Annotated in this window: 13 protein-coding genes; 3 read left to right on the plus strand and 10 right to left on the minus strand. The window is 66.0% G+C overall.

The window, feature by feature from the left end; genetic code table 11:
- The first annotated feature begins 243 nt into the window (after window positions 1-243).
- A complete protein-coding gene (locus tag XH96_RS01540) occupies window positions 244-2,001 on the plus strand; it encodes an alkaline phosphatase (protein ID WP_194390755.1) in 1,758 nt (585 codons plus the stop codon).
- Between the two features lie 98 nt (window positions 2,002-2,099).
- Here the strand turns inward: XH96_RS01540 and XH96_RS01545 are convergent, their stop codons facing one another.
- Window positions 2,100-2,720: a TetR/AcrR family transcriptional regulator gene (locus XH96_RS01545; RefSeq protein ID WP_194390756.1), complete on the minus strand. Its 621-nt coding sequence runs from the start codon at window positions 2,718-2,720 to the stop codon at window positions 2,100-2,102.
- A 228-nt stretch (window positions 2,721-2,948) separates the two neighbouring features.
- Between XH96_RS01545 and XH96_RS01550 the strand changes: the two genes are divergently transcribed.
- Entirely contained in the window at window positions 2,949-3,905 is a 957-nt protein-coding gene (locus tag XH96_RS01550) for a homocysteine S-methyltransferase family protein (protein WP_194390757.1), read from the plus strand.
- Between the two features lie 59 nt (window positions 3,906-3,964).
- On the opposite strand, the gene XH96_RS01555 is transcribed toward XH96_RS01550, so the two are convergent.
- The 7 genes from XH96_RS01555 to XH96_RS01580 all read right to left on the minus strand — a co-directional run bounded on the left by XH96_RS01555 (window position 3,965) and on the right by XH96_RS01580 (window position 13,625).
- A complete protein-coding gene (locus XH96_RS01555) occupies window positions 3,965-6,112 on the minus strand; it encodes an OmpA family protein (protein WP_194390758.1) in 2,148 nt (715 codons plus the stop codon).
- Between the two features lie 186 nt (window positions 6,113-6,298).
- Window positions 6,299-6,538, minus strand: a complete 240-nt coding sequence (locus XH96_RS39005) for a hypothetical protein (protein WP_246789908.1) — start codon at window positions 6,536-6,538, stop codon at window positions 6,299-6,301.
- The gene (locus XH96_RS01560; RefSeq protein WP_194390759.1) at window positions 6,538-7,023 is read right to left on the minus strand and encodes a pyridoxamine 5'-phosphate oxidase family protein; all 486 of its coding nucleotides are present in this window, start codon (window positions 7,021-7,023) and stop codon (window positions 6,538-6,540) included. The genes XH96_RS39005 and XH96_RS01560 overlap by 1 nt, the downstream gene beginning before the upstream one ends.
- 64 nt (window positions 7,024-7,087) lie before the next feature.
- The gene (locus tag XH96_RS01565) at window positions 7,088-7,474 is read right to left on the minus strand and encodes a VOC family protein (RefSeq protein ID WP_194390760.1); all 387 of its coding nucleotides are present in this window, start codon (window positions 7,472-7,474) and stop codon (window positions 7,088-7,090) included.
- A gap of 178 nt (window positions 7,475-7,652) precedes the next feature.
- Window positions 7,653-9,599, minus strand: a complete 1,947-nt coding sequence (locus XH96_RS01570) for an ABC transporter ATP-binding protein/permease (RefSeq protein WP_194390761.1) — start codon at window positions 9,597-9,599, stop codon at window positions 7,653-7,655.
- Window positions 9,600-9,653: 54 nt separating this feature from the next.
- Window positions 9,654-11,807: a hybrid sensor histidine kinase/response regulator gene (locus XH96_RS01575; protein WP_194390762.1), complete on the minus strand. Its 2,154-nt coding sequence runs from the start codon at window positions 11,805-11,807 to the stop codon at window positions 9,654-9,656.
- Between the two features lie 204 nt (window positions 11,808-12,011).
- Window positions 12,012-13,625, minus strand: a complete 1,614-nt coding sequence (locus tag XH96_RS01580) for a GMC family oxidoreductase (RefSeq protein ID WP_194390763.1) — start codon at window positions 13,623-13,625, stop codon at window positions 12,012-12,014.
- 422 nt (window positions 13,626-14,047) lie between these two features.
- Here XH96_RS01580 and XH96_RS01585 point away from each other — a divergent pair, with 422 nt between their 5' ends.
- Window positions 14,048-15,211, plus strand: a complete 1,164-nt coding sequence (locus XH96_RS01585; RefSeq protein ID WP_194393992.1) for a GAF domain-containing protein — start codon at window positions 14,048-14,050, stop codon at window positions 15,209-15,211.
- Window positions 15,212-15,348: 137 nt separating this feature from the next.
- Here XH96_RS01585 and XH96_RS01590 read toward each other — a convergent pair whose 3' ends face one another.
- Window positions 15,349-16,131 (minus strand): succinate dehydrogenase iron-sulfur subunit, encoded by a 783-nt coding sequence (locus XH96_RS01590; RefSeq protein WP_194390764.1) that lies wholly within the window; start codon window positions 16,129-16,131, stop codon window positions 15,349-15,351.
- Between the two features lie 127 nt (window positions 16,132-16,258).
- A complete protein-coding gene (sdhA, locus tag XH96_RS01595) occupies window positions 16,259-18,094 on the minus strand; it encodes a succinate dehydrogenase flavoprotein subunit (RefSeq protein WP_194390765.1) in 1,836 nt (611 codons plus the stop codon).
- Between the last annotated feature and the right edge of the window lie 2 nt (window positions 18,095-18,096).

Here is an 18,096-nt window from a genome sequence, read left to right on the forward strand (position 1 = left end):
GTCCTTCGAGACGCCCGCCTCCGGCGGGCCCTCAGGATGAGGCTAAGCGGCATCGGTGCTGATTGAAACTAGCGCAACGCACTCGGTCCTCATCCTGAGGGCCCGCCAACGGCGGGCGTCTCGAAGGATGGCCACAGGCGATATCGCTCCCATATGCGTTGCCCTGCCACGCGCTTAATGACCTTGTCATTCTCGATCGCTACGCTCCTGTTTCTGTCGGAATGGGATTTCGGAGCGTCGCAAATGATCAGGAGATCGGCACTCGCCTCTCTCATCGTCCTCTGTTGGACATCGTCACTGTCGGCGCAGACGATCTATCCGATCGATCGTGCCGAGATCCTGGCCGGAGCCAAATTCGACTTCAAGGTCGAGCTGCCCGGGCCGGTCGATCCCGCCAAGTTGAAGGTGACGGTGAACGGGGCGGATCATGCGACCGCGTTCGGTCGTGACGGGACCTTCATCGAGCGCGAGGACGGCAAGGATCAGTCGGCCCTGATCCTGCGCGACGTCACGCTGACCAGGCCGGGCAACGTCGTCGTCGACGTGAGCGACGGCATGGGCCAGCATAGCGTCACATGGACGGTCTACGACACGGGTCCGCGCAAGGCGAAGAACGTCATCCTTTTCATCGGTGACGGGATGTCGCCGGCGCATCGGGTCGCAGCCCGAATCCTGTCCAAGGGGATTTCGGAGGGCAAGAGCCGCGGAAAGCTCGCCATCGACGACATGCCTCACATGGCACTGGTGGCAACCGCAGGCTCGGATTCGATCGTCACCGATTCCGCGAACGCGGCCAGCGCCTATGCGACCGGGCACAAGAGCGCCGTCAACGCGCTCGGCGTCTATGCGGACCGCACCGCGAGCCCGTTCGACGATCCCCGCGTCGAGACCATCACGAGCCTCGCCAGGAGGCGGCTCGGCATGGCGATCGGTATCGTCACCAACACCGAGATCGAAGACGCGACGCCGGCGGCGATGGTGGCGCACACGCGCCGCCGTGCCGCCTACGACGAGATCGTCGAGCAGTTCTTTGCGGCGAAGCCGGATGTCCTGATGGGCGGCGGCAGCGCGAATTTTCTGCCGAAGTCGGCCGCCGGCTCGAAACGCAAGGACGAGACCGACTACATCGCCAAGTTCCGCGATGCAGGCTATCAGGTGGCGACCACCGCGAGCGAGCTCGGCGCTCTCTCGGCAAAGCCCGAGACGGCCAGGCTGCTCGGCCTGTTCGCCACCGGCAACATGGACGGTGTGCTCGACCGCAAATTCCTGAAGGGTGGCGGCGTCAAGAAATTTCCTGAGCAGCCCGACCTGACCGAACAGGTGCAGGCGGCGCTGCAACTGCTGTCGCGGAACGAGGCCGGCTTCTTCCTGATGGTCGAATCCGGAATGATCGACAAATATGCACATCTGCTCGACATGGAGCGGGCCGTCTACGACACGATCATGCTCGACAATGCGGTGCGCCAGACGCGTGAATGGGCGCGGGCGCGCGGCGACGACACTCTCATCCTGGTGCTGGCGGACCACAATCATCCCAACAGCCTCGTCGGCACGGTGAACGACGACATGGCCACCGTGCCCAACGTTCCCTTGCGCGAGCGCGTCGGCGTCTACGATCGGGCTGGATTTCCCAACTATCCGGCTCCCGACGCGGAAGGTTATCCGGCACGCATCGACGTGAGCCGCCGGCTGGCCATTTTCTCCGCCAGCCTGCCGGATCACTACGAGACGTTCCGTCCGAAGCTGGACAATCCCAACGAGCCGACCGTCAAGGCCGGCGCCGACGGGACCTTCAAGGCCAACGACAAATACAAGGACGTTCCGGGCGCGGTGCTGCGCCCCGGCAATCTTTCGGCGATGATCGGCGCCAGCGTGCATTCGGGCGAGGACGTCATCCTGACCGCGACCGGACCGGGCAGCGAGCGCGTGCATGGCTCGATGGACAATACCGAGGTGTTTCGCGTCATGGCCGACGCGTTGGGATTGGCCGCGGGGCAATGATGCAGCGGTTCGATTGCGAACTGCGACCCGGTTGCGCTCCTCCCGCGAACGGGCGCGGCAGTGCGGTCCGCACCCGGCTCGCTCAGGTCACATGCCTTTCATGATGAGGGAGGCGGCGCGAAGATCAGCTTCACGCAGCTGCGGAAGAGCAGGATCTGCCGCTCCAGCCGCTTCGGATCGTTGAGTGTCTTCGACATGATGATCGCGCCGTCGACCACGCACGAGATCATCTCTGCGAGATCGTCGAGGTCGATCGCCTCGCGCGGCGGATAGACCGCGGCGATGCCGTCGAGGATCGCGCGGAAGTGCGCATTCCAGCTCCGGACAGATTGCGCGGTCAGGTCGCGAACCTCGCGGTCGAACAGGCGCTCCTGATAGCAGATGCTGGCGATCAGGCAGCCGGGATGGCCGTTCGGTAGGTCGGCCATCACCTCGGCGAGCAGTTTCAGCGAGATCAGGAACGACTGCAGCGGATCGTCCGAGAGCTCGCGCCCCCGCCTGAAGATATCGTCGAACAGGCGATCGTTGGTCTCGACGTACCGGCGCAGCATCTCCCGTGCGAGGGCGTTCTTGTCCCTGAAGTGATAGAAGAATCCGCTCTTGGTCAGTCCGGCCTCGGCGATGACCTCGTCGATCGAGGTTGCTCCGAAGCCCTTTGCGAGCACCGCCGCTTCCGCGATCTCGAGAATGCGCTCGCGCGTCGCTTCGCCCTTTCCCATCGATGCCTCCAAAACCGTACCGGCGGTGCGGAATTTGCCGCCTACCGGCCGACGACCACTCCGAATGGATCATGCAAGTCTTTGATCTGTCTCTGCTTGCGGGCGGAAGTTCAGCCGCACCACGGGGCTTCTAGAGCGACGCGACATTATGCGGCACCAAATGCCGAGACCGAAGACGGGCATGGCGCGACCGAAGAGAGCGGGCCCGTCCAAATGATGGAGCGATCGATGGCCAGATACAGACATGGTCTGCCGCAGCATGGCGGCGGCATTTTCCTGACCGACGGCGGCATGGAGACCACCCTGATCTTCCACCAAGGGCTGGAGCTGCCGCACTTCGCGGCATTCGTGCTGCTGAACAGCGCCGATGGTCGCGCGCATCTGAAGCGGTACTACGAGGCCTATCTTCGCATCGCGCGGCAGCATGGACTCGGCTTCGTGCTCGACAGTCCGACCTGGCGCGCCAACCCGGACTGGGGCGCCAGGCTCGGCTACGATGCGGCCGGGCTCGAGGCCGTCAACATGGGCGCCATTCGCTTTCTCGACGAATTGCGCAGCACATGGGAATCGCCTCGCACCCCATGCGTGATCAACGGTGCGATCGGTCCGCGTGGCGACGGCTACAAGGCCGGCAACATGGACGCGGCGGAGGCGGAGGTCTACCACTCGGCCCAGATCGCAGCCTTCGCCGAGGCGGGCGCCGACATGGTGACTGCATTCACGCTGAACAGCATCAACGAAGCCGTCGGCGTGGTGCGTGCAGCCAAGACGCAGGACATACCGGTCGCGATCTCCTTCACGGTCGAGACCGATGGCCGCCTCGTCAGGGGCGAGTCGTTGCGCGAGGCGATCGAAGCGGTCGACGACGCAACGGACCGTGCTTGCGAATATTTCCTGATCAACTGCGCGCATCCGGCCCATTTTGACGGCGCGCTCGCGGCCGGCGAATCGTGGGTCCAGCGCATCCACGGCATCAGGGCCAACGCGTCGATCAAGAGCCATGCCGAGCTCGACGAATCGGAGACACTCGACAGCGGCGATCCCGTCGATCTCGGCCGCCGTTACCTCTCGCTCAGGCGCGCGTTTCCGCAGATGCGGATTCTCGGCGGCTGCTGCGGCACCGATCACCGGCACGTTGCGGCCGTTTGCGAGGCCTGCCTGCCGCCAGAGGCGATGAGTGCGTAATACATGCAAAATGAAATGGCCGGGATCGCTCCCGGCCATTTGCGTTTGTGGCTTGTGCCTCAGCGCGGCGGCGCGGTGCCGGGCGGGGGCGGCGGCAGCGAGGCCGTCCCGCCGTTGAGCAGCGGCGTGATGCGGCGGACCGTGACGCGCCGGTTGATCGCGCTCGGTCCTTGCGTCTGCTCCTTCAAGTACTGCTCGCCGTAGCCTTGCGACGTCAGGTTCTCCGCCGGGACACCGAACTGCTGCGTCAGCAGTTCGGCCGCGGCCTGCGCGCGACGGTCAGACAATGACAGATTGTCGACCTCGTTGCCGACCGCGTCGGTGTGCCCCTCGATCAGGAACACCTCGCGCGGGTTGCGCTGGATCGCACGGTTGAGGCCGTCGGCGATCGCTTGCAACCGGGCCGCCTGGTCCGGCGGGATGGTCCACGATCCCGTCTCGAAGTTGATCGTGTTGACGTCGATGCTCGGCATCTGCATGCGAACATTGGGGCTGTAGCGGATCTCGTCGAGCGAGTAACGCCGATCGATCCGCTGCACCGGCGGCGCCTCCATGGTCTCGTAGATCAAGTCCGGCGACGCCTCCTGGGCATCGACGATGTAGCGATCATAGGGGATGTTCACGACCGGCGGCGGTACGTCGACATAGAAGCCGCCGACCGACCGCGGATCGCGGTAGGTGTTGTCGATGATGATGACCTCGCGCCCGGCGGGGTCCCTGCGGATGCGCCGCATCAGCCGGCCGTCGGTGCCGACCACGGTGATGATCTCGCTGCCGTCGGGACGGATCACGACGGTGCGGGTTTCGCCGCCGACGGTGTCGGTGCGGATGTCGCGGGCCCCGTAGCGGAAGCGATAGAGATCGTTGCCGCGGACATAGGCCTGCCCGCCCGGATCGCGGACGATGATGCGGTCCGGCTCGGTGTAGACAGTGCGGCCGCCTTCGATGGTCTCGCGGCGCTGGTTATGGAGATCGGCGATGGTGGCACCGATCACGGCGCCGGCCACGACGCCGGCGCCGATCGCGAGCGGCGTGAGGTCACGCTGCGGCGGACGCGGCGGTGGCGGCAGCGGTGCAGCAACCGTCGGCGCGGCGCGGAAGGCCGGTGCCACCGTCGGCGGCCGATATTGTGCCCTGTCGGCGGGCGGCGCTGCGGCCGGCGTGCCAGGCACCACGGTCGGAGCCGCGGCGCCGGCCGGAGGCGCCGGCGGCCGGGCCGGGGCACCAGCCTGCGGGGGCGGAGCTCCGGCTGCCGGTGCTCCGGCGGGTGGCGTGGCACCCTGCTGACCCGGGGTTGGCGTCGCCGTCGGAGCTGGGGTTGCCGTCGGCGCTGGGGTCGCGCCAGGTGCCGGCGTCGCCGCCCCCGGGCGTCCAGGCGGCGGCGTCGGGGTGCTGCCGGGAGCTGGCGTCGCGGCCGGAGCGGGCGGCGGTGTACCGGGGCGGCCGGCTGGCGGTGCGCCAGGCGTGCTGCCCGGAGCCGGCGTTGCTGTCGGTGCGGGTGTTGCGGTCGGCGCAGGTGCGGCCGTCGGAGCAGGCGCACCCGGTCGTGCCGCCGGCGCTGCGGGCGCAGGCGTCGGTGTCGCGGTGGGAGCCGGCGTCGGGCGGCCTTGAGGAGCTGCTGCGGGAGGCGGCGCCGGCGGCGTCGGAGCCGGGCGTGCGCCGGACGGTGCCGGAGGCGGCGGCGTGTGCGGCTGTGCTGCGGGTGGCGGCGTGGTCGGCGCGCGTTGCTGCGGAGCCGCTGCAGGAGGCGGTGCTGGCGGCGTGGGAGCCGCGCGCGGAGCGGGCGGTGCCGGAGGCGGTGGTGTCGGGGCGCGCTGCTGCGGAGCCGCAGCCGGAGGCGGCGCAGGCTGCTTCGGAGCGGCCGGCGGCGGCGGTGGCGGCGGAGGCGCCGGACGGGCCGCAGGTGGAGGCGGAGGCGGTGGCGGCGCTGCCGGACGCGGCGGTGCGGCTGCCGGCGGGGGCGCGGCGGGCGGATGGGGCGGTGCAGCCGCGGGCGGTGGTGCCGCCGGGCGCGCGGGTGCTGCAGGCGGAGCCGCTGCCGGCGGTCCCTTCGGCGGCTGCTTCGGTTTTCCGTCAGGGCCCGTCTCTTGAGGCTGGGCCTGCGCGACCACGAGCGGCGAAGCGTCCTGCGCATGCGATGCGGTGTTTGCCAATTGCATCGCGGTCAGAGCCGTCGTCGCAAGCAGCACGAAACGAAGGTTGGTCATGGTGTTGAACTTCCCCGGAAGGTTCTTTGACGAAGTGTCGGGATGAACAGCTACGCGTTAGGCCGCATTGTGGCAGGCGATGCAGCCGCAGCCCGATTTATTTCTGCACGCAAATCATCTCACTATGGCGACGTTCATTGCGCATTCAGATGCTGGTTGCAATCGCCTTGCATGTGATTGGAGAGTTCATGCGTGATCCCGCGGCATTGCATCTGTCGCAGGATTCGGCGTGAGCGGCCCATTCGGTCCGCGCGATGGAATCTCTTCGGGCACGTTGCCAGGCAATTCGTCGGGCCGCGGTGATTCGCCTGGCTCGCGGACCGGTGGTGTGATCTCAGGCTGCGGATTGCCAGGGGGGATTCCGGGCGGCGGCTCAGTTGGCGTGCCTGGTGTCGACGGCGGAATCTCGGGCGGTTCGATCGGCATCACATCGAGACCTTGCGGTTCTCGCCGATGTCCGGGCGTGTGTTCGTGACGGCCGCGGCCGCCATCTTCACGTAGGAGATCACCGTTCCCGGCGAGTCCCAGAATTCGGCGTCGTCAGGCGTGACCTTGAGCACGCGGATGTTGGGATCTTCCGCAGAGTCCCACCAAGCCTTGGCCGGCGTCGAGAACAGCTCCTTGATCTTGGCACGATCGTTGGAGACGACGGCAGTGCCGGTCAGCGACACATATTTCTGGCTGCCGGCATCCGCGAACGACAGGTTGACGGATGGATTGAGCGCGATTTCCTCATCCTTGTGACGCCGTGCATCGGTCAGGAAAAGAATCGTGTTCGCGTCGCGGTCGAGATAGGCGCTCATCGGCCGCGCGCGGAGCTTGTCGCCGTCGCGCGTGACCAGCATCGCGAACCCGATTTTCTTCATCAGGTCCCAGACGCGATCGACGTTGCCGGCATTGTCGTTGGCCATGTCGTGCTCCTTTTTGCAAGGAACGATAACGGCCTGCCTGGAACGATGTTCCTGTCGAATCCTCCTATTCCGGCGCGTGGCAGACGGCCTCGATATTGTGGCCATCAGGGTCGAGCACGAACGCGCCGTAATAGTTCGGATGGTAATGGGGGCGGATGCCGGGCGAACCGTTGTCGCGGCCGCCAGCCGCGATTGCGGCCTTGTAGAAGGCATCGACCGTGGCACGGTCCTTGGCGCGAATGGCGACATGCACCGGCTTGTTCATGGCGCCTTCGCCGCCGATCCAGAAATCGGGCTTGCCCTCGGCGCCGAAGCCTGCGGCGGAAGCGTGGCCGGTCTGCTCTGCCGTGACCTCCATGACAAGGCTGTAGCCGAGCGGCGCCAGCGCCGTCGTGTAGAACGATTTCGCGCGTTCATAGTCGGAGACCGAGATACCCAGATGATCGATCATGGCAACCTCCCTTGTCCGCCCCTGTCGGCGTGACAGGAACGTATTGCGTCAGGTCTTGCGTGTCATCGCTGTTGAGCGAATGTGGCGCGAGATGCCCAGTCCAAGTCTTCGCCACATTGCTCCCTGTGGGTGGGCCCCGGATCGGCGCACGCTTGTTCGGGACGACGGAGAGAGAGTGCTACGCGGCCCTTTTGCGTTGCCTCAGGAAGCGGCCGAGCAGCTTGCGCTTGCCCTTGCGCGGAATCAGGTCGATGTCGCTGACGAGCTTGGCACCGCCCTTGCGCCGCTCCAGCACGATCTTGCGGCTGTGGAAGGCCTCCAGCTCGGCACGATGCGCGACGCTGACGATCGTCGCCTTCGGCAGCGCGTCGGTGATCATCTTCATCATCTTGTCCTGGCTCTTCTCGTCGAGCGCCGAGGTCGCCTCATCGAGCACGACGATGTCGGGATTGTGCAGCAGCAGCCGCGCAAAGGCGAGGCGCTGCTTCTCGCCGCCGGACAACGTCTGGTCCCAGGGTCCTTCCTCTTCGATCTTCTCCTTGAGATGATCGAGGCCGACCTTGTGCAGGGCCTCGCCGATCTCCTCGACGGTCCAGTGGTCGGCAGCGCCCGGATAGGCGACCGTCCGCCGCAAGGAGCCGGAGGGGACGTAAGGCCGCTGCGGCAGCATGAACAGCCGGCGGTCGGCATGGAAATTGACGCTGCCGCCGCCCCAGGGCCATAGGCCTGCGATGGCGCGCACCAGCGTGCTCTTGCCGGTGCCGGATTCGCCGGCGACCAGCAGTCGTTCGCCGGGCTCGATCACGACCTCGGTCTCGCCGACCACGGCGGTGCCGTCGTCGAGCGTGACGGAGAGATCCTTCAGCTCCAGCATGGCGTCGTTGCGCGTCTCGCCGCGCTTGATGCGGCCAAGGCCATCGCCCCGCTCGGCGCGTTCGAGGCCGTCGAGCGACATCATCAGCGAGGCGATGCGACGCGCACAGGCGTTCCAATCTGCCAGCCGGGGGTAATTGTCGACCAGCCAGCCGAACGCGCTCTGCACGATGGTGAAGGCGGAAGCCGCCTGCATCACCTGCCCCAGCGTCATGCTGCCATCGAGGAATTTTGGCGCGCACAGCAGCAGCGGCACCACCGGCGCAACCAGGCTCGATCCCTGCGACACCAGCGTGGTGCGCATGTGCTGGCCGGCGAGTCGCGCCCATTGCCGCAGCACGCGGGTGAAATTGCGGTCGATGCCGTCGCGCTCCTCCTCCTCGCCGCCGAGCAGCGCGATGCTCTCGCCGTTTTCGCGCACCCGCGTCAGCGTGTAGCGGAAATCGGCTTCGGCCTGGTTCTTGTCCTCGGAGACCTGGACGAAGCGCCGGCCGATCACCACGATCGAACTGGATGCGATCGCGGCGTAGAGGATCGCGGCGATCACGAGGAAGCCGGGGATGGTGATGGCCGAGCCGCCGAGGGTGACGGTGAGCGCGCCGCCGATGGTCCAGAGCACGACGATGAAGGTCACGGCCGACAGCAGTGCGGACGTCACGCCGGCGAGGAAATCGACCGGGGAGTCGGTCGCGATCCGCAGATCCTCCGCGATGCGGTATTCGGGATTTTCGTGATCGCCGCCGACCAGGTTGAGCTGGTAGTAACGCCCGTTCTTGAGCCACCGGGTCAGCGCACTCGCCGTGAGCCAGGCCCGCCAGCGCCGCTGGATGCCCATGCGCGCGAACACCTGCGCCACTGCGAGCACGATGCTGCCGATCGCGAGTGGGACGAACACCGCCGTGAGATGGAAGACACTCGCCGCGTCGCGCTTCTCGATGGCGTCGAAGATCGCGCGATTCCAGACATTGATGCCGTACTGGAAGCCAACCGTCAGCACGACCAGCAGGCCGAGACCGATCGAGAACGGCCAGGCCAGGCGGTCGCCGTTGCGGCCCCAGAAGCCGCGGGCGCTGATCCAGAACCGGGTCAGCAGATAGTCCTTGCGGGCCTGCTCGGCTTCCTCGGGTGAGAGCTCGGGGTCGGGTTCGACCAGCTCCGGCGGGGGCGGTGCCACCTCATCGCCGTTCTCGCCTTTGATCTCCACAATGGGCGGTTTCCTGCCCGGTTCGCGCGTTGTGGCCGGCTTGTGCATGAGCGGACAACGCACGAGGAAATCAAACGGTTCCCTTCGGTTCCGGCCGCCGTATCACTCGGCGGCGCCGTTGTTGACGTGCCGCAGCCGCGCGGCCCGGTGCAGAACGCGCGACAATTCCTCGATCGAATAGGGCTTTTGCACGAGATCGCAGCCGGCCGCGCCCTCCTGTGACAGGGCCTGGCTGTAGCCCGTGGTCAGCACGACCGGCACGGCGATGCCGCGCTCGCGGATCGCCCGTACCAAATCGAGCCCGGTCATCCCGGGCATCACCACGTCCGAGAGCACGACGTCGAAGCGATCCGCGTTCACGACGAGCTCGGCAAGCGCATCGGCGGCATTGTCGACCAGCGTGATGCTGTAGCCGAGCTCGGTGAGGCCATCGGCGGCGAAATTGGCAAGCTCGATATTGTCCTCGACCACCAGCACCGACATGCCGGTACCGGCCATTGCCGGCGCAGTGTTGGGCGCCTGGCGCTGCGGCAGCAGCTCCGGCGGCACGCGCGGCAGATAGAGCGAGAAGGTGCTGCCATGCCCCACCTCGCTCGTGACGGTCACTTCACCGCCGGACTGCCGGGCGAAGCCGAACACCTGGGACAGGCCGAGACCGGTGCCGTGGCCGATCTGCTTGGTGGTGAAGAACGGCTCGAAGATGCGCCCGAGCCGTGCAGCGGGAATGCCGACACCGGTGTCGCTGACGTTGACGCGGACGAAGCCATGGTTTGCCAAGGTCTGGCTGGCCGAAAGCTTCGCCAGCGTGTCCGGAACGGTTGTTGCGGCCTCGACGCTGAAAACGATCGTGCCTTTGCCCCGCATGGCATCGCGCGCATTGGTGGCCATGTTGATCAGCGCCGTCTCGAACTGGCTGGCATCGGCATTGACGAGGTACGGCTCCGCCGGCAGCCGCATGACGATCTCGATCGCGGAGCCCAGCAGCGTGGCGAGCATGTCGTGCAGCGATTGCACCCGCGCACCGACGTCGAACACCTCCGGCTTCAGGGTCTGGCGCCGCGCAAAGGCGAGCAGCTGCGAGGTCAGCTTGGCCGCGCGCGCCACCGAATCCGCGATGGCCGTGATATAGCGCTGTCGGCGCTCCTCCGTCAGTTGCGGCCGGTTCAGGAGGTCGACCGACGCGCGGATCACGGTCAGGAGGTTGTTGAAGTCGTGCGCGACGCCGCCGGTGAGCTGCCCGAGCGCCTCCAGGCGCTGGCTGTGCTTGAGCGCCTCCTCGGCCTCGCGCCGCTTCGCAGCTTCCGCCTGAAGGTTCTGCGTGCGCCGCAAGGCGAGCGCCAGCAACAGGAACAGCAGCGCTGTGGCGGGAATGCCGAACACCAGATGCTGACCGATGGTGGCGAGCCAGCGCGCGCGGATCGCAGAGGTCTCGAGCCCGGCGCTGACATAGATCGGATATTCGGCGACGCGCCGGTAGGCGATGCGCCGCTCGATGCCGTCCGAGGGCCAGTCGACGGTGATGAAGCCGTGCTCGGGTTGAGCTGCGATCTTCCGGCCCACCGGCCCGGCCGGATCGAGCCGAAACTCACGGTCAAGCCGGGGAAAATGCGTGAGGATCGCGCCGTCGGTGCGGCCCATCGCGAAGAAGCTGCCGGGATCCGATCCAATTCTGGCGTAAAAACTCTCGAAATATTCCGGCAGGACCGAGGCCTGGATCACGCCGATGAAGCTGCCGTCGTCGGAGTCGCGGCGGCGGCTGACCCCGAAGAAGCGCGCGCCCTGATAGGGTGGCCGTGGCGTCAGGGCCGTGCCGATGAAAGTGCCGATGCCATGGTCGACGTGGGCGTAGAAGTAATTGCGATCGGCAAAGCTGAGGTCCGGCGGCGGCGAGACAAGGCTGTTGACCAGCGCTTTTCCGTTCGCATCGAAGATCCAGGCCGATTTCAGCTGCGGCAGCGCATCGGTCAGCCGCTTGAGGCGGCGATGCAGCGCCGGTTCTCGCGCGCGGATGATGTCGTCCGGCAAGCCGCGCACGACCTCGTTGAGCTCGGCGAGGCTGCGGTCGATGGTCTCGAACACCTTGAGCGCATGCTCATGAGCGACATCGACCGTCCGCTCGATCTCCCGGTCGGCGATATCCCTGGTGGACGTGTAGGAGATCGTGGCGGCAACGGCGAAGAGCGCAACCGGCAGCGCCAGGGATGCCGCCATCATCCACTGCAACAGCCTCAGCGAGTTGCGTTGCGCCCTCTGCACAGTCGCTCCGGTCCCTGATCGCCAGCTTAACTGAGTTTCGCGCAAGGAAGGAAGTCGATTATAGATATAATCTGTGGTTGTATTCCAATGAATCACGCGCGGGACATTCCCGCCGGACCGGCGCGATAGCCCCCCTCGCGGCTTTGTTCGAGGGGGGCACGTGAGGTGAGGCGGCAGCAAGCCGCCGTTCGGGGAGGCTGGCGGTCAGATATCGTGCTCGTCGCGCAGCGCGCGTGCCGCCTTCTCTCCGATGATGACGCAGGGCGCCATCGTGTTCCCGGTGGTGATCCGCGGCATCACCGAACCGTCGGCGATGCGAAGCCGGTCGATGCCGTAGACCTTGAGCTTGCCATCGACCACGGACATCGCATCACGTCCCATCTTCGCCGAGCATGTCTGATGCCAGTAGGTCACCGCGGAGTCGCGCACGAAGCGTTCCATCTCGGCGCCACCGAGAGGGCCGGGCATCGACTCGCGCGCCACCAGCGGCTCGAAGGCGCGGGTATTGCCGAGCGTACGGCAAACATCGACGCAGGCGATCGCCGTCTTCACATCGTCAGGATGCGACAGCATGTTGGCTTCGATCCGCGGCGTCGCAAGCGGCTCGGCGTTTCGGAGCCTCACCCTGCCTCGGCTCTTCGGCAATGCAAGGCCGGCGAACATCGTCCAGCCATGGGCAGGCGCCCGGCCGGCCGTCTCGGGGCTCGGCACGGGAAACTCGACCTGGCAGAACAGCAGGTCGGGAGCCCTGAGTGCAGAATCGGATTTCCAATAGAGCGTCGCCCCGTTGCCGGTGTTGCGCGGCGCGATCGGCTCGCGATACTCCCAGATGCATCCGAACGATACGTGATCCTGCAGATTCTGACCGACACCGGGCAGGTGCTGGACCACGGGTATGCCAAGCGCTCGAAGCTCGTTCTCATCGCCGATGCCGGAGCGCATCAGCACGGACGGTGTCTGTATTGCACCGAGCGCAAGCACGACCTCCCTGGACGCGTTGATCCGCAATGTCCTGCCGTCACGCACCGCCTCGACGCCGACGGCCCGCCCGCGCTCGAGCAGGACGCGGGAGACCTGCGTGCCGGTCAGCAGGGTGAGATTGGGCCGATCGAGATAGGGATAGGTATAGGCGCGGAAGATGGAATGGCGTCTGCCGTTCCGGACCAGGATATCTGTAACGGCGCAGCCGCCTTCGCCCTCCATCATCTCACCATTGGGGCTTTCGAAAGTCGGAATACCGATCTCCTCTGCTGCATCGAGCATGGCCAGGGCGGCGGGACCGGGATTCGGTGACGGCTGCACGAAGACGGGGCCCCCGGTGCCGCGATGGCGCGGATCGGGCTTGCCTTGCCAGTTCTCGATCTGCCGGAAGATCTTCGAGACTGCGTCGTAACCCCAGGATTGATCGCCGGTTTCCTCGGCGAAGAAATCCCAATCACTGCGATGACCCCGCGCCCACAGCATCACATTGATGCTGGAGCCGCCGCCGAGAACCTTGCCCATCGACATCGGAAGCGCACGGCCGTTCAAATGCGGATTGGGCTCTGCGACAAAGCCCCAATCGGTCGCGCTGCCGAGGTTGCCCGGCCATGCCGCCGGCTCCATGACGGTCGGCACCTCGTCGCTTCCCCCTGCTTCGATCAGCAGAACAGTGACGGAGGGATTTTCGGCGAGGCGGCGCGCAACGACCGACCCGGAGCTGCCAGCGCCGCAAACGACGAAGTCGTAACGGCCGCTGGAATTTTCGTGGAGGCGACGCTGATTGGCCGCAACGCGGTCAGCAAACTCCGGAAGATCGGAAGGCAGAAAGTCACTCATGAGGATGCTCCAGACAAATCGACGGTGCGGGGGACGCAACGCGCCAGGAAGACGGCGGTAAGGGAGATGAAGAGGGGGCGTCGCCGGGACGAAGCTCGGTCGAGAGGCGTCACGGATCGCGACATTCCCGTGGTTGAGAGTGTGTGGAGTGGCCAGCCGCGCGCCGGTTCGGCTTGCGCGAGGACGACTCGCAGTGCGGCTCAGGGCCAGAGCCCGGCTTCTTCCAGAGGAAGACGTGCCCCTCGGCAGCTCGCATCTGCCATGCAGTGCGGAGCAGTCCTATCAGATTTATCAAATCTATCGTTATCATCAAATTTATCAAAATAGCAGCAACCGGCTCTTGTCAACACAGGTGGGAGCACGACATTGTGAGGTCTGGGACGAGGCCGGCCGGCGCGCGGTCGGGGGCAAAGATGGATGGTATGGCCAAGGACATTCTGACGACGGCGGAGGCTGCCAGGATTCTGGGCGTCTCGGTCCGCACGGCGCAGCTGCTGATCGAAGGCGGCTCGATCCCGTCCTGGAAAACCCCTGGGGGTCATCGCCGCGTCTACCGCCGCGACGTTCTCGGGCTGATCGCCGGCTCCGGCGAGCCGCCGATGCTGGCTTCCGCCCGGGTGATCCTCATTGCGCGGCAAGAACGCATGGCCGATTACAAGGCGGCCTTGGCGAAGGTCGATTTCTGCGTCGTCGAAAGTTACTCGGACATCTACACCGCGCTGCTTGCGATCGGCACGCGGTTGCCGGCTGCCGTTGTGATCGAAGCCGAAACATCGGACGTCAGCAGACTCGCCATGCTGGAGAGCCTGCATGCCGATCCATCACTCGGCAGTACCGAGATCCTTGTCGTCGGGCGCTCGGCTGCGACCCCGCGATCAGGCGAGGGCGGGCCCGGCTCCAGAATGACGGTGTTCGTCGACGAATTGCCGGCGTTGCCTGCAGCCATCGAAACCGTTTTCAAAGCCGCCGTCGGACATCCCTTTCCGTTCGAGACGCCGCCTTCCTTTCCCTTCCCGGACAATGAGGGCCAGCGGCTTCTCGCACTCGAACGCTCTGGCCTCGTCGACACGCCGCCTGAAGATTCTTTCGATCGCCTGACCTGGCTGGCGGCGCACAGCCTTGATGCTCCCGTGGCACTGCTGACGATGCTGACCCCGACCCGACAATGGTTCAAGTCGCGCTATGGGCTCGATATGGTCGATACGCCGCGCGGCTGGGCGTTCTGCAACTACACCATTCTGCAGAAGGGGATCATGGTCGCCGAGAACCTCGCGACCGACTCGCGGTTTGCGGAGAATCCGGCGGTGAAGGGTGAGCTGGGGTTTCGGTTCTACGCTGGCTGCCCAGTGAGCGATCCCGACGGCTTTACCCTGGGGTCGCTCTGCGTGATCGACACTCGGCCACGCGCGCTGGACGAAACGCAGAAGCAGATCCTTGCCAATCTCGCGGCGCTCGCCTCGGACGAGATCAAGTTGCGCGCCACGGACCGCCAACTGCGCTGGGCAATCGAGCGCGGGAATTCAAAACCTGGCGCGGCGGCAGCGTCGCCTCTGCCTGGCACCAAGCGTGTCGTGGAGCATCAATAAAGCGCGACGGGGATCGGGTGATCGACGTCGCGCTTGGATCATCGTTTGAGGATGATTTCAAGCGTCGGTTCTGATTCGATCAGAACCGACAACGCTCCGGGCCGCAGTGAGACACGTCGTCGCTCACACAGGGCCAATCAGATCTGGCGCTCGACCATCTTGAGCTTGAGCTCGGCGATGGCTTCCGCCGGGTTCAGTCCCTTCGGGCACGCCTTGGCGCAGTTCATGATGGTGTGGCAGCGGTAGAGGCGGAACGGGTCCTCGAGATTGTCGAGCCGCTCGCCGGTTGCCTCGTCGCGGGAATCGGAGACCCAGCGGTTGGCCTGGAGCAGCGCGGCGGGTCCGAGATAGCGCTCGCTGTTCCACCAATAGCTCGGGCACGAGGTCGAGCAGCAGGCGCACAGGATGCACTCGTAGAGGCCGTCGAGCTTCTCGCGGTCCTCATGGCTCTGGCGCCATTCCTTCTGCGGCGTCGGCGAGGTCGTCTTCAGCCAGGGCTCGATCGACGCATACTGGGCGTAGAAGTTGGTGAGGTCGGGGACGAGGTCCTTCACCACCGGCTGGTGCGGCAGCGGATTGATCTTCACAGCGCCGTCCTTGACGTCGTGCATCGAGCGGGTGCAGGCCAGCGTGTTCTGGCCGTCGATGTTCATGGCGCAGGAGCCGCAGACGCCCTCGCGGCAGGAGCGGCGGAAGGTCAGCGACGGATCGATGTGATTCTTGATCCAGATCAGGCCGTCCAGCACCATCGGACCGCAATCATTGGTGTCGACGTAATAGGTGTCGACGCTCGGATTCTTGCCGTCGTCCGGATTCCAGCGATAGACCTTGAACTCGCGAACCTCTGTGGCGCCCGCGGGCTTCGGCCAGGTCTTGCCGCCTGATATCTTGGAGTTCTTCGGAAGTGCGAATTCAACCATTGCTCTAACCTTTCGTCATTCCGGCGCGATGCGCAGCATCGAACCGGAATCTCGAGATTCCGGGTCTGGTCCTCAGGGTCGCTTCGCGATCCCTTCGGACCATCCCGGAATGACGGCTACTGTTCGATCAATACACGCGCGCCTTCGGCGGGATGTACTGCACGTCGTTGGTCATGGTGTAGTCGTGAACCGGGCGGTACTCGATCCTGACCTTGCCGGCATCGTCCAGCCAAGCCAGCGTGTGCTTCATCCAGTTCTTGTCGTCGCGCTCGGAGAAGTCCTCGCGCGCATGGGCGCCGCGGCTCTCGGTGCGGTTGGCGGCCGAATTCATCGTCACCACCGCCTGCGAGATCAGGTTGTCGAACTCCAGCGTCTCGACGAGGTCCGAATTCCACACCAGCGAGCGGTCGGACACGGCGATGTCGCTGATGCCGCTGTGGACCTTCGCGATCAGGTTCTGGCCCTCGCTCAAGACTTCGCCGGTGCGGAACACCGCGCAATTGCTCTGCATCACGTGCTGCATGCCCTCGCGAAGCTTCGCGGTCGGCGTGCCGCCGGAGGCGTAGCGGTAATGGTCGAGGCGGCCGAGCGCCATCTCGGCCGAGTTCGCCGGCAGCTCGGGCTGCTTGCCGTTCGGCGTCAGCTTCTCGGCGAGGCGGAGCGCTGCGGCGCGGCCGAACACGACGAGGTCGATCAGCGAGTTGGAGCCGAGGCGGTTGGCGCCGTGCACGGAGACGCAGGCCGCTTCGCCGATCGCCATCAGGCCGGGGATCACCGCGTTGTCGTCGCCGTCCTTCTTGGTCAGGACTTCGCCGTGATAATTCGTGGGGATGCCGCCCATGTTGTAGTGCACGGTCGGCACGATCGGGATCGGCTCGCGCGTCACGTCGACATTGGCGAAGATCTTTGCCGATTCCGAGATGCCCGGCAGGCGCTCGGCCAGCACGGCGGGATCGAGATGGTCGAGATGCAGGAAGATGTGATCCTTCTTCTTGCCGACGCCGCGTCCCTCGCGGATCTCGATCGTCATCGCGCGCGAGACCACGTCACGCGAGGCAAGGTCCTTCGCCGACGGCGCATAGCGCTCCATGAAGCGCTCGCCCTCGGAGTTGACGAGATAGCCGCCCTCGCCGCGCGCGCCTTCGGTGACGAGGCAGCCCGAGCCGTAGATGCCGGTCGGGTGGAACTGCACGAACTCCATGTCCTGCAGCGGCAGGCCGGCGCGCAGCACCATGCCGCCGCCGTCGCCGGTGCAGGTGTGCGCCGAGGTGCAGGAGGCGTAGGCGCGGCCATAGCCGCCGGTGGCGAGGATCACGGTCTGGGCGCGGAAGCGGTGCAGCGTGCCGTCGTCGAGCTTGAGCGCAATGACGCCGCGGCAGGTGCCCTGGTCGTCCATGATCAGGTCGATGGCGAAGAATTCGATGAAGAACTCGGCCGCATGGCGCAGCGACTGGCCGTACATGGTGTGCAGCATCGCGTGGCCGGTGCGGTCGGCGGCGGCGCAGGTGCGCTGCGCCTGGCCTTTGCCGTAGTCCAGGGTCATGCCGCCGAACGGGCGCTGGTAGATCTTGCCGTCCTCGGTGCGCGAGAACGGCACGCCCCAATGCTCGAGCTCGTAGACCGCCTCGGGCGCGTTGCGCACCATGTATTCGATCGCGTCCTGGTCGCCCAGCCAGTCCGACCCCTTCACGGTGTCGTACATGTGCCAGCGCCAGTCGTCCTTGTGCATGTTGCCGAGCGAGGCGGAGATGCCGCCCTGCGCCGCGACCGTGTGCGAGCGGGTCGGAAACACCTTCGTGATGCAGGCGGTGCGAAGTCCGGCCTCGCTGCAGCCGACTACCGCGCGCAGGCCGGCACCGCCGGCGCCGACCACGACGACGTCGTAGGTGTGGTCTTCGATCGGATAGGCTTTGCCGTTGGTGGCGGGAGCGCCGTTGCCCGTGCCATTCGTTGTGGCGGCCATGG

Source organism: Bradyrhizobium sp. CCBAU 51765 (assembly GCF_015291725.1).
GTDB lineage: Bacteria > Pseudomonadota > Alphaproteobacteria > Rhizobiales > Xanthobacteraceae > Bradyrhizobium > Bradyrhizobium liaoningense.

Excerpts from the sequence above, each read along its gene's own strand:
- XH96_RS01540 (WP_194390755.1), top strand. The coding sequence starts at position 244 with ATGATCAGGAGATCGGCACTCGCCTCTCTCATCGTCCTCTGTTGGACA.
- XH96_RS01545 (WP_194390756.1), bottom strand. The coding sequence starts at position 2,720 with ATGGGAAAGGGCGAAGCGACGCGCGAGCGCATTCTCGAGATCGCGGAA.
- XH96_RS01550 (WP_194390757.1), top strand. The coding sequence starts at position 2,949 with ATGGCCAGATACAGACATGGTCTGCCGCAGCATGGCGGCGGCATTTTC.
- XH96_RS01555 (WP_194390758.1), bottom strand. The coding sequence starts at position 6,112 with ATGACCAACCTTCGTTTCGTGCTGCTTGCGACGACGGCTCTGACCGCG.
- XH96_RS39005 (WP_246789908.1), bottom strand. The coding sequence starts at position 6,538 with ATGCCGATCGAACCGCCCGAGATTCCGCCGTCGACACCAGGCACGCCA.
- XH96_RS01560 (WP_194390759.1), bottom strand. The coding sequence starts at position 7,023 with ATGGCCAACGACAATGCCGGCAACGTCGATCGCGTCTGGGACCTGATG.
- XH96_RS01565 (WP_194390760.1), bottom strand. The coding sequence starts at position 7,474 with ATGATCGATCATCTGGGTATCTCGGTCTCCGACTATGAACGCGCGAAA.
- XH96_RS01570 (WP_194390761.1), bottom strand. The coding sequence starts at position 9,599 with ATGCACAAGCCGGCCACAACGCGCGAACCGGGCAGGAAACCGCCCATT.
- XH96_RS01580 (WP_194390763.1), bottom strand. The coding sequence starts at position 13,625 with ATGAGTGACTTTCTGCCTTCCGATCTTCCGGAGTTTGCTGACCGCGTT.
- XH96_RS01585 (WP_194393992.1), top strand. The coding sequence starts at position 14,048 with ATGGCCAAGGACATTCTGACGACGGCGGAGGCTGCCAGGATTCTGGGC.
- XH96_RS01590 (WP_194390764.1), bottom strand. The coding sequence starts at position 16,131 with ATGGTTGAATTCGCACTTCCGAAGAACTCCAAGATATCAGGCGGCAAG.
- sdhA (WP_194390765.1), bottom strand. The coding sequence starts at position 18,094 with ATGGCCGCCACAACGAATGGCACGGGCAACGGCGCTCCCGCCACCAAC.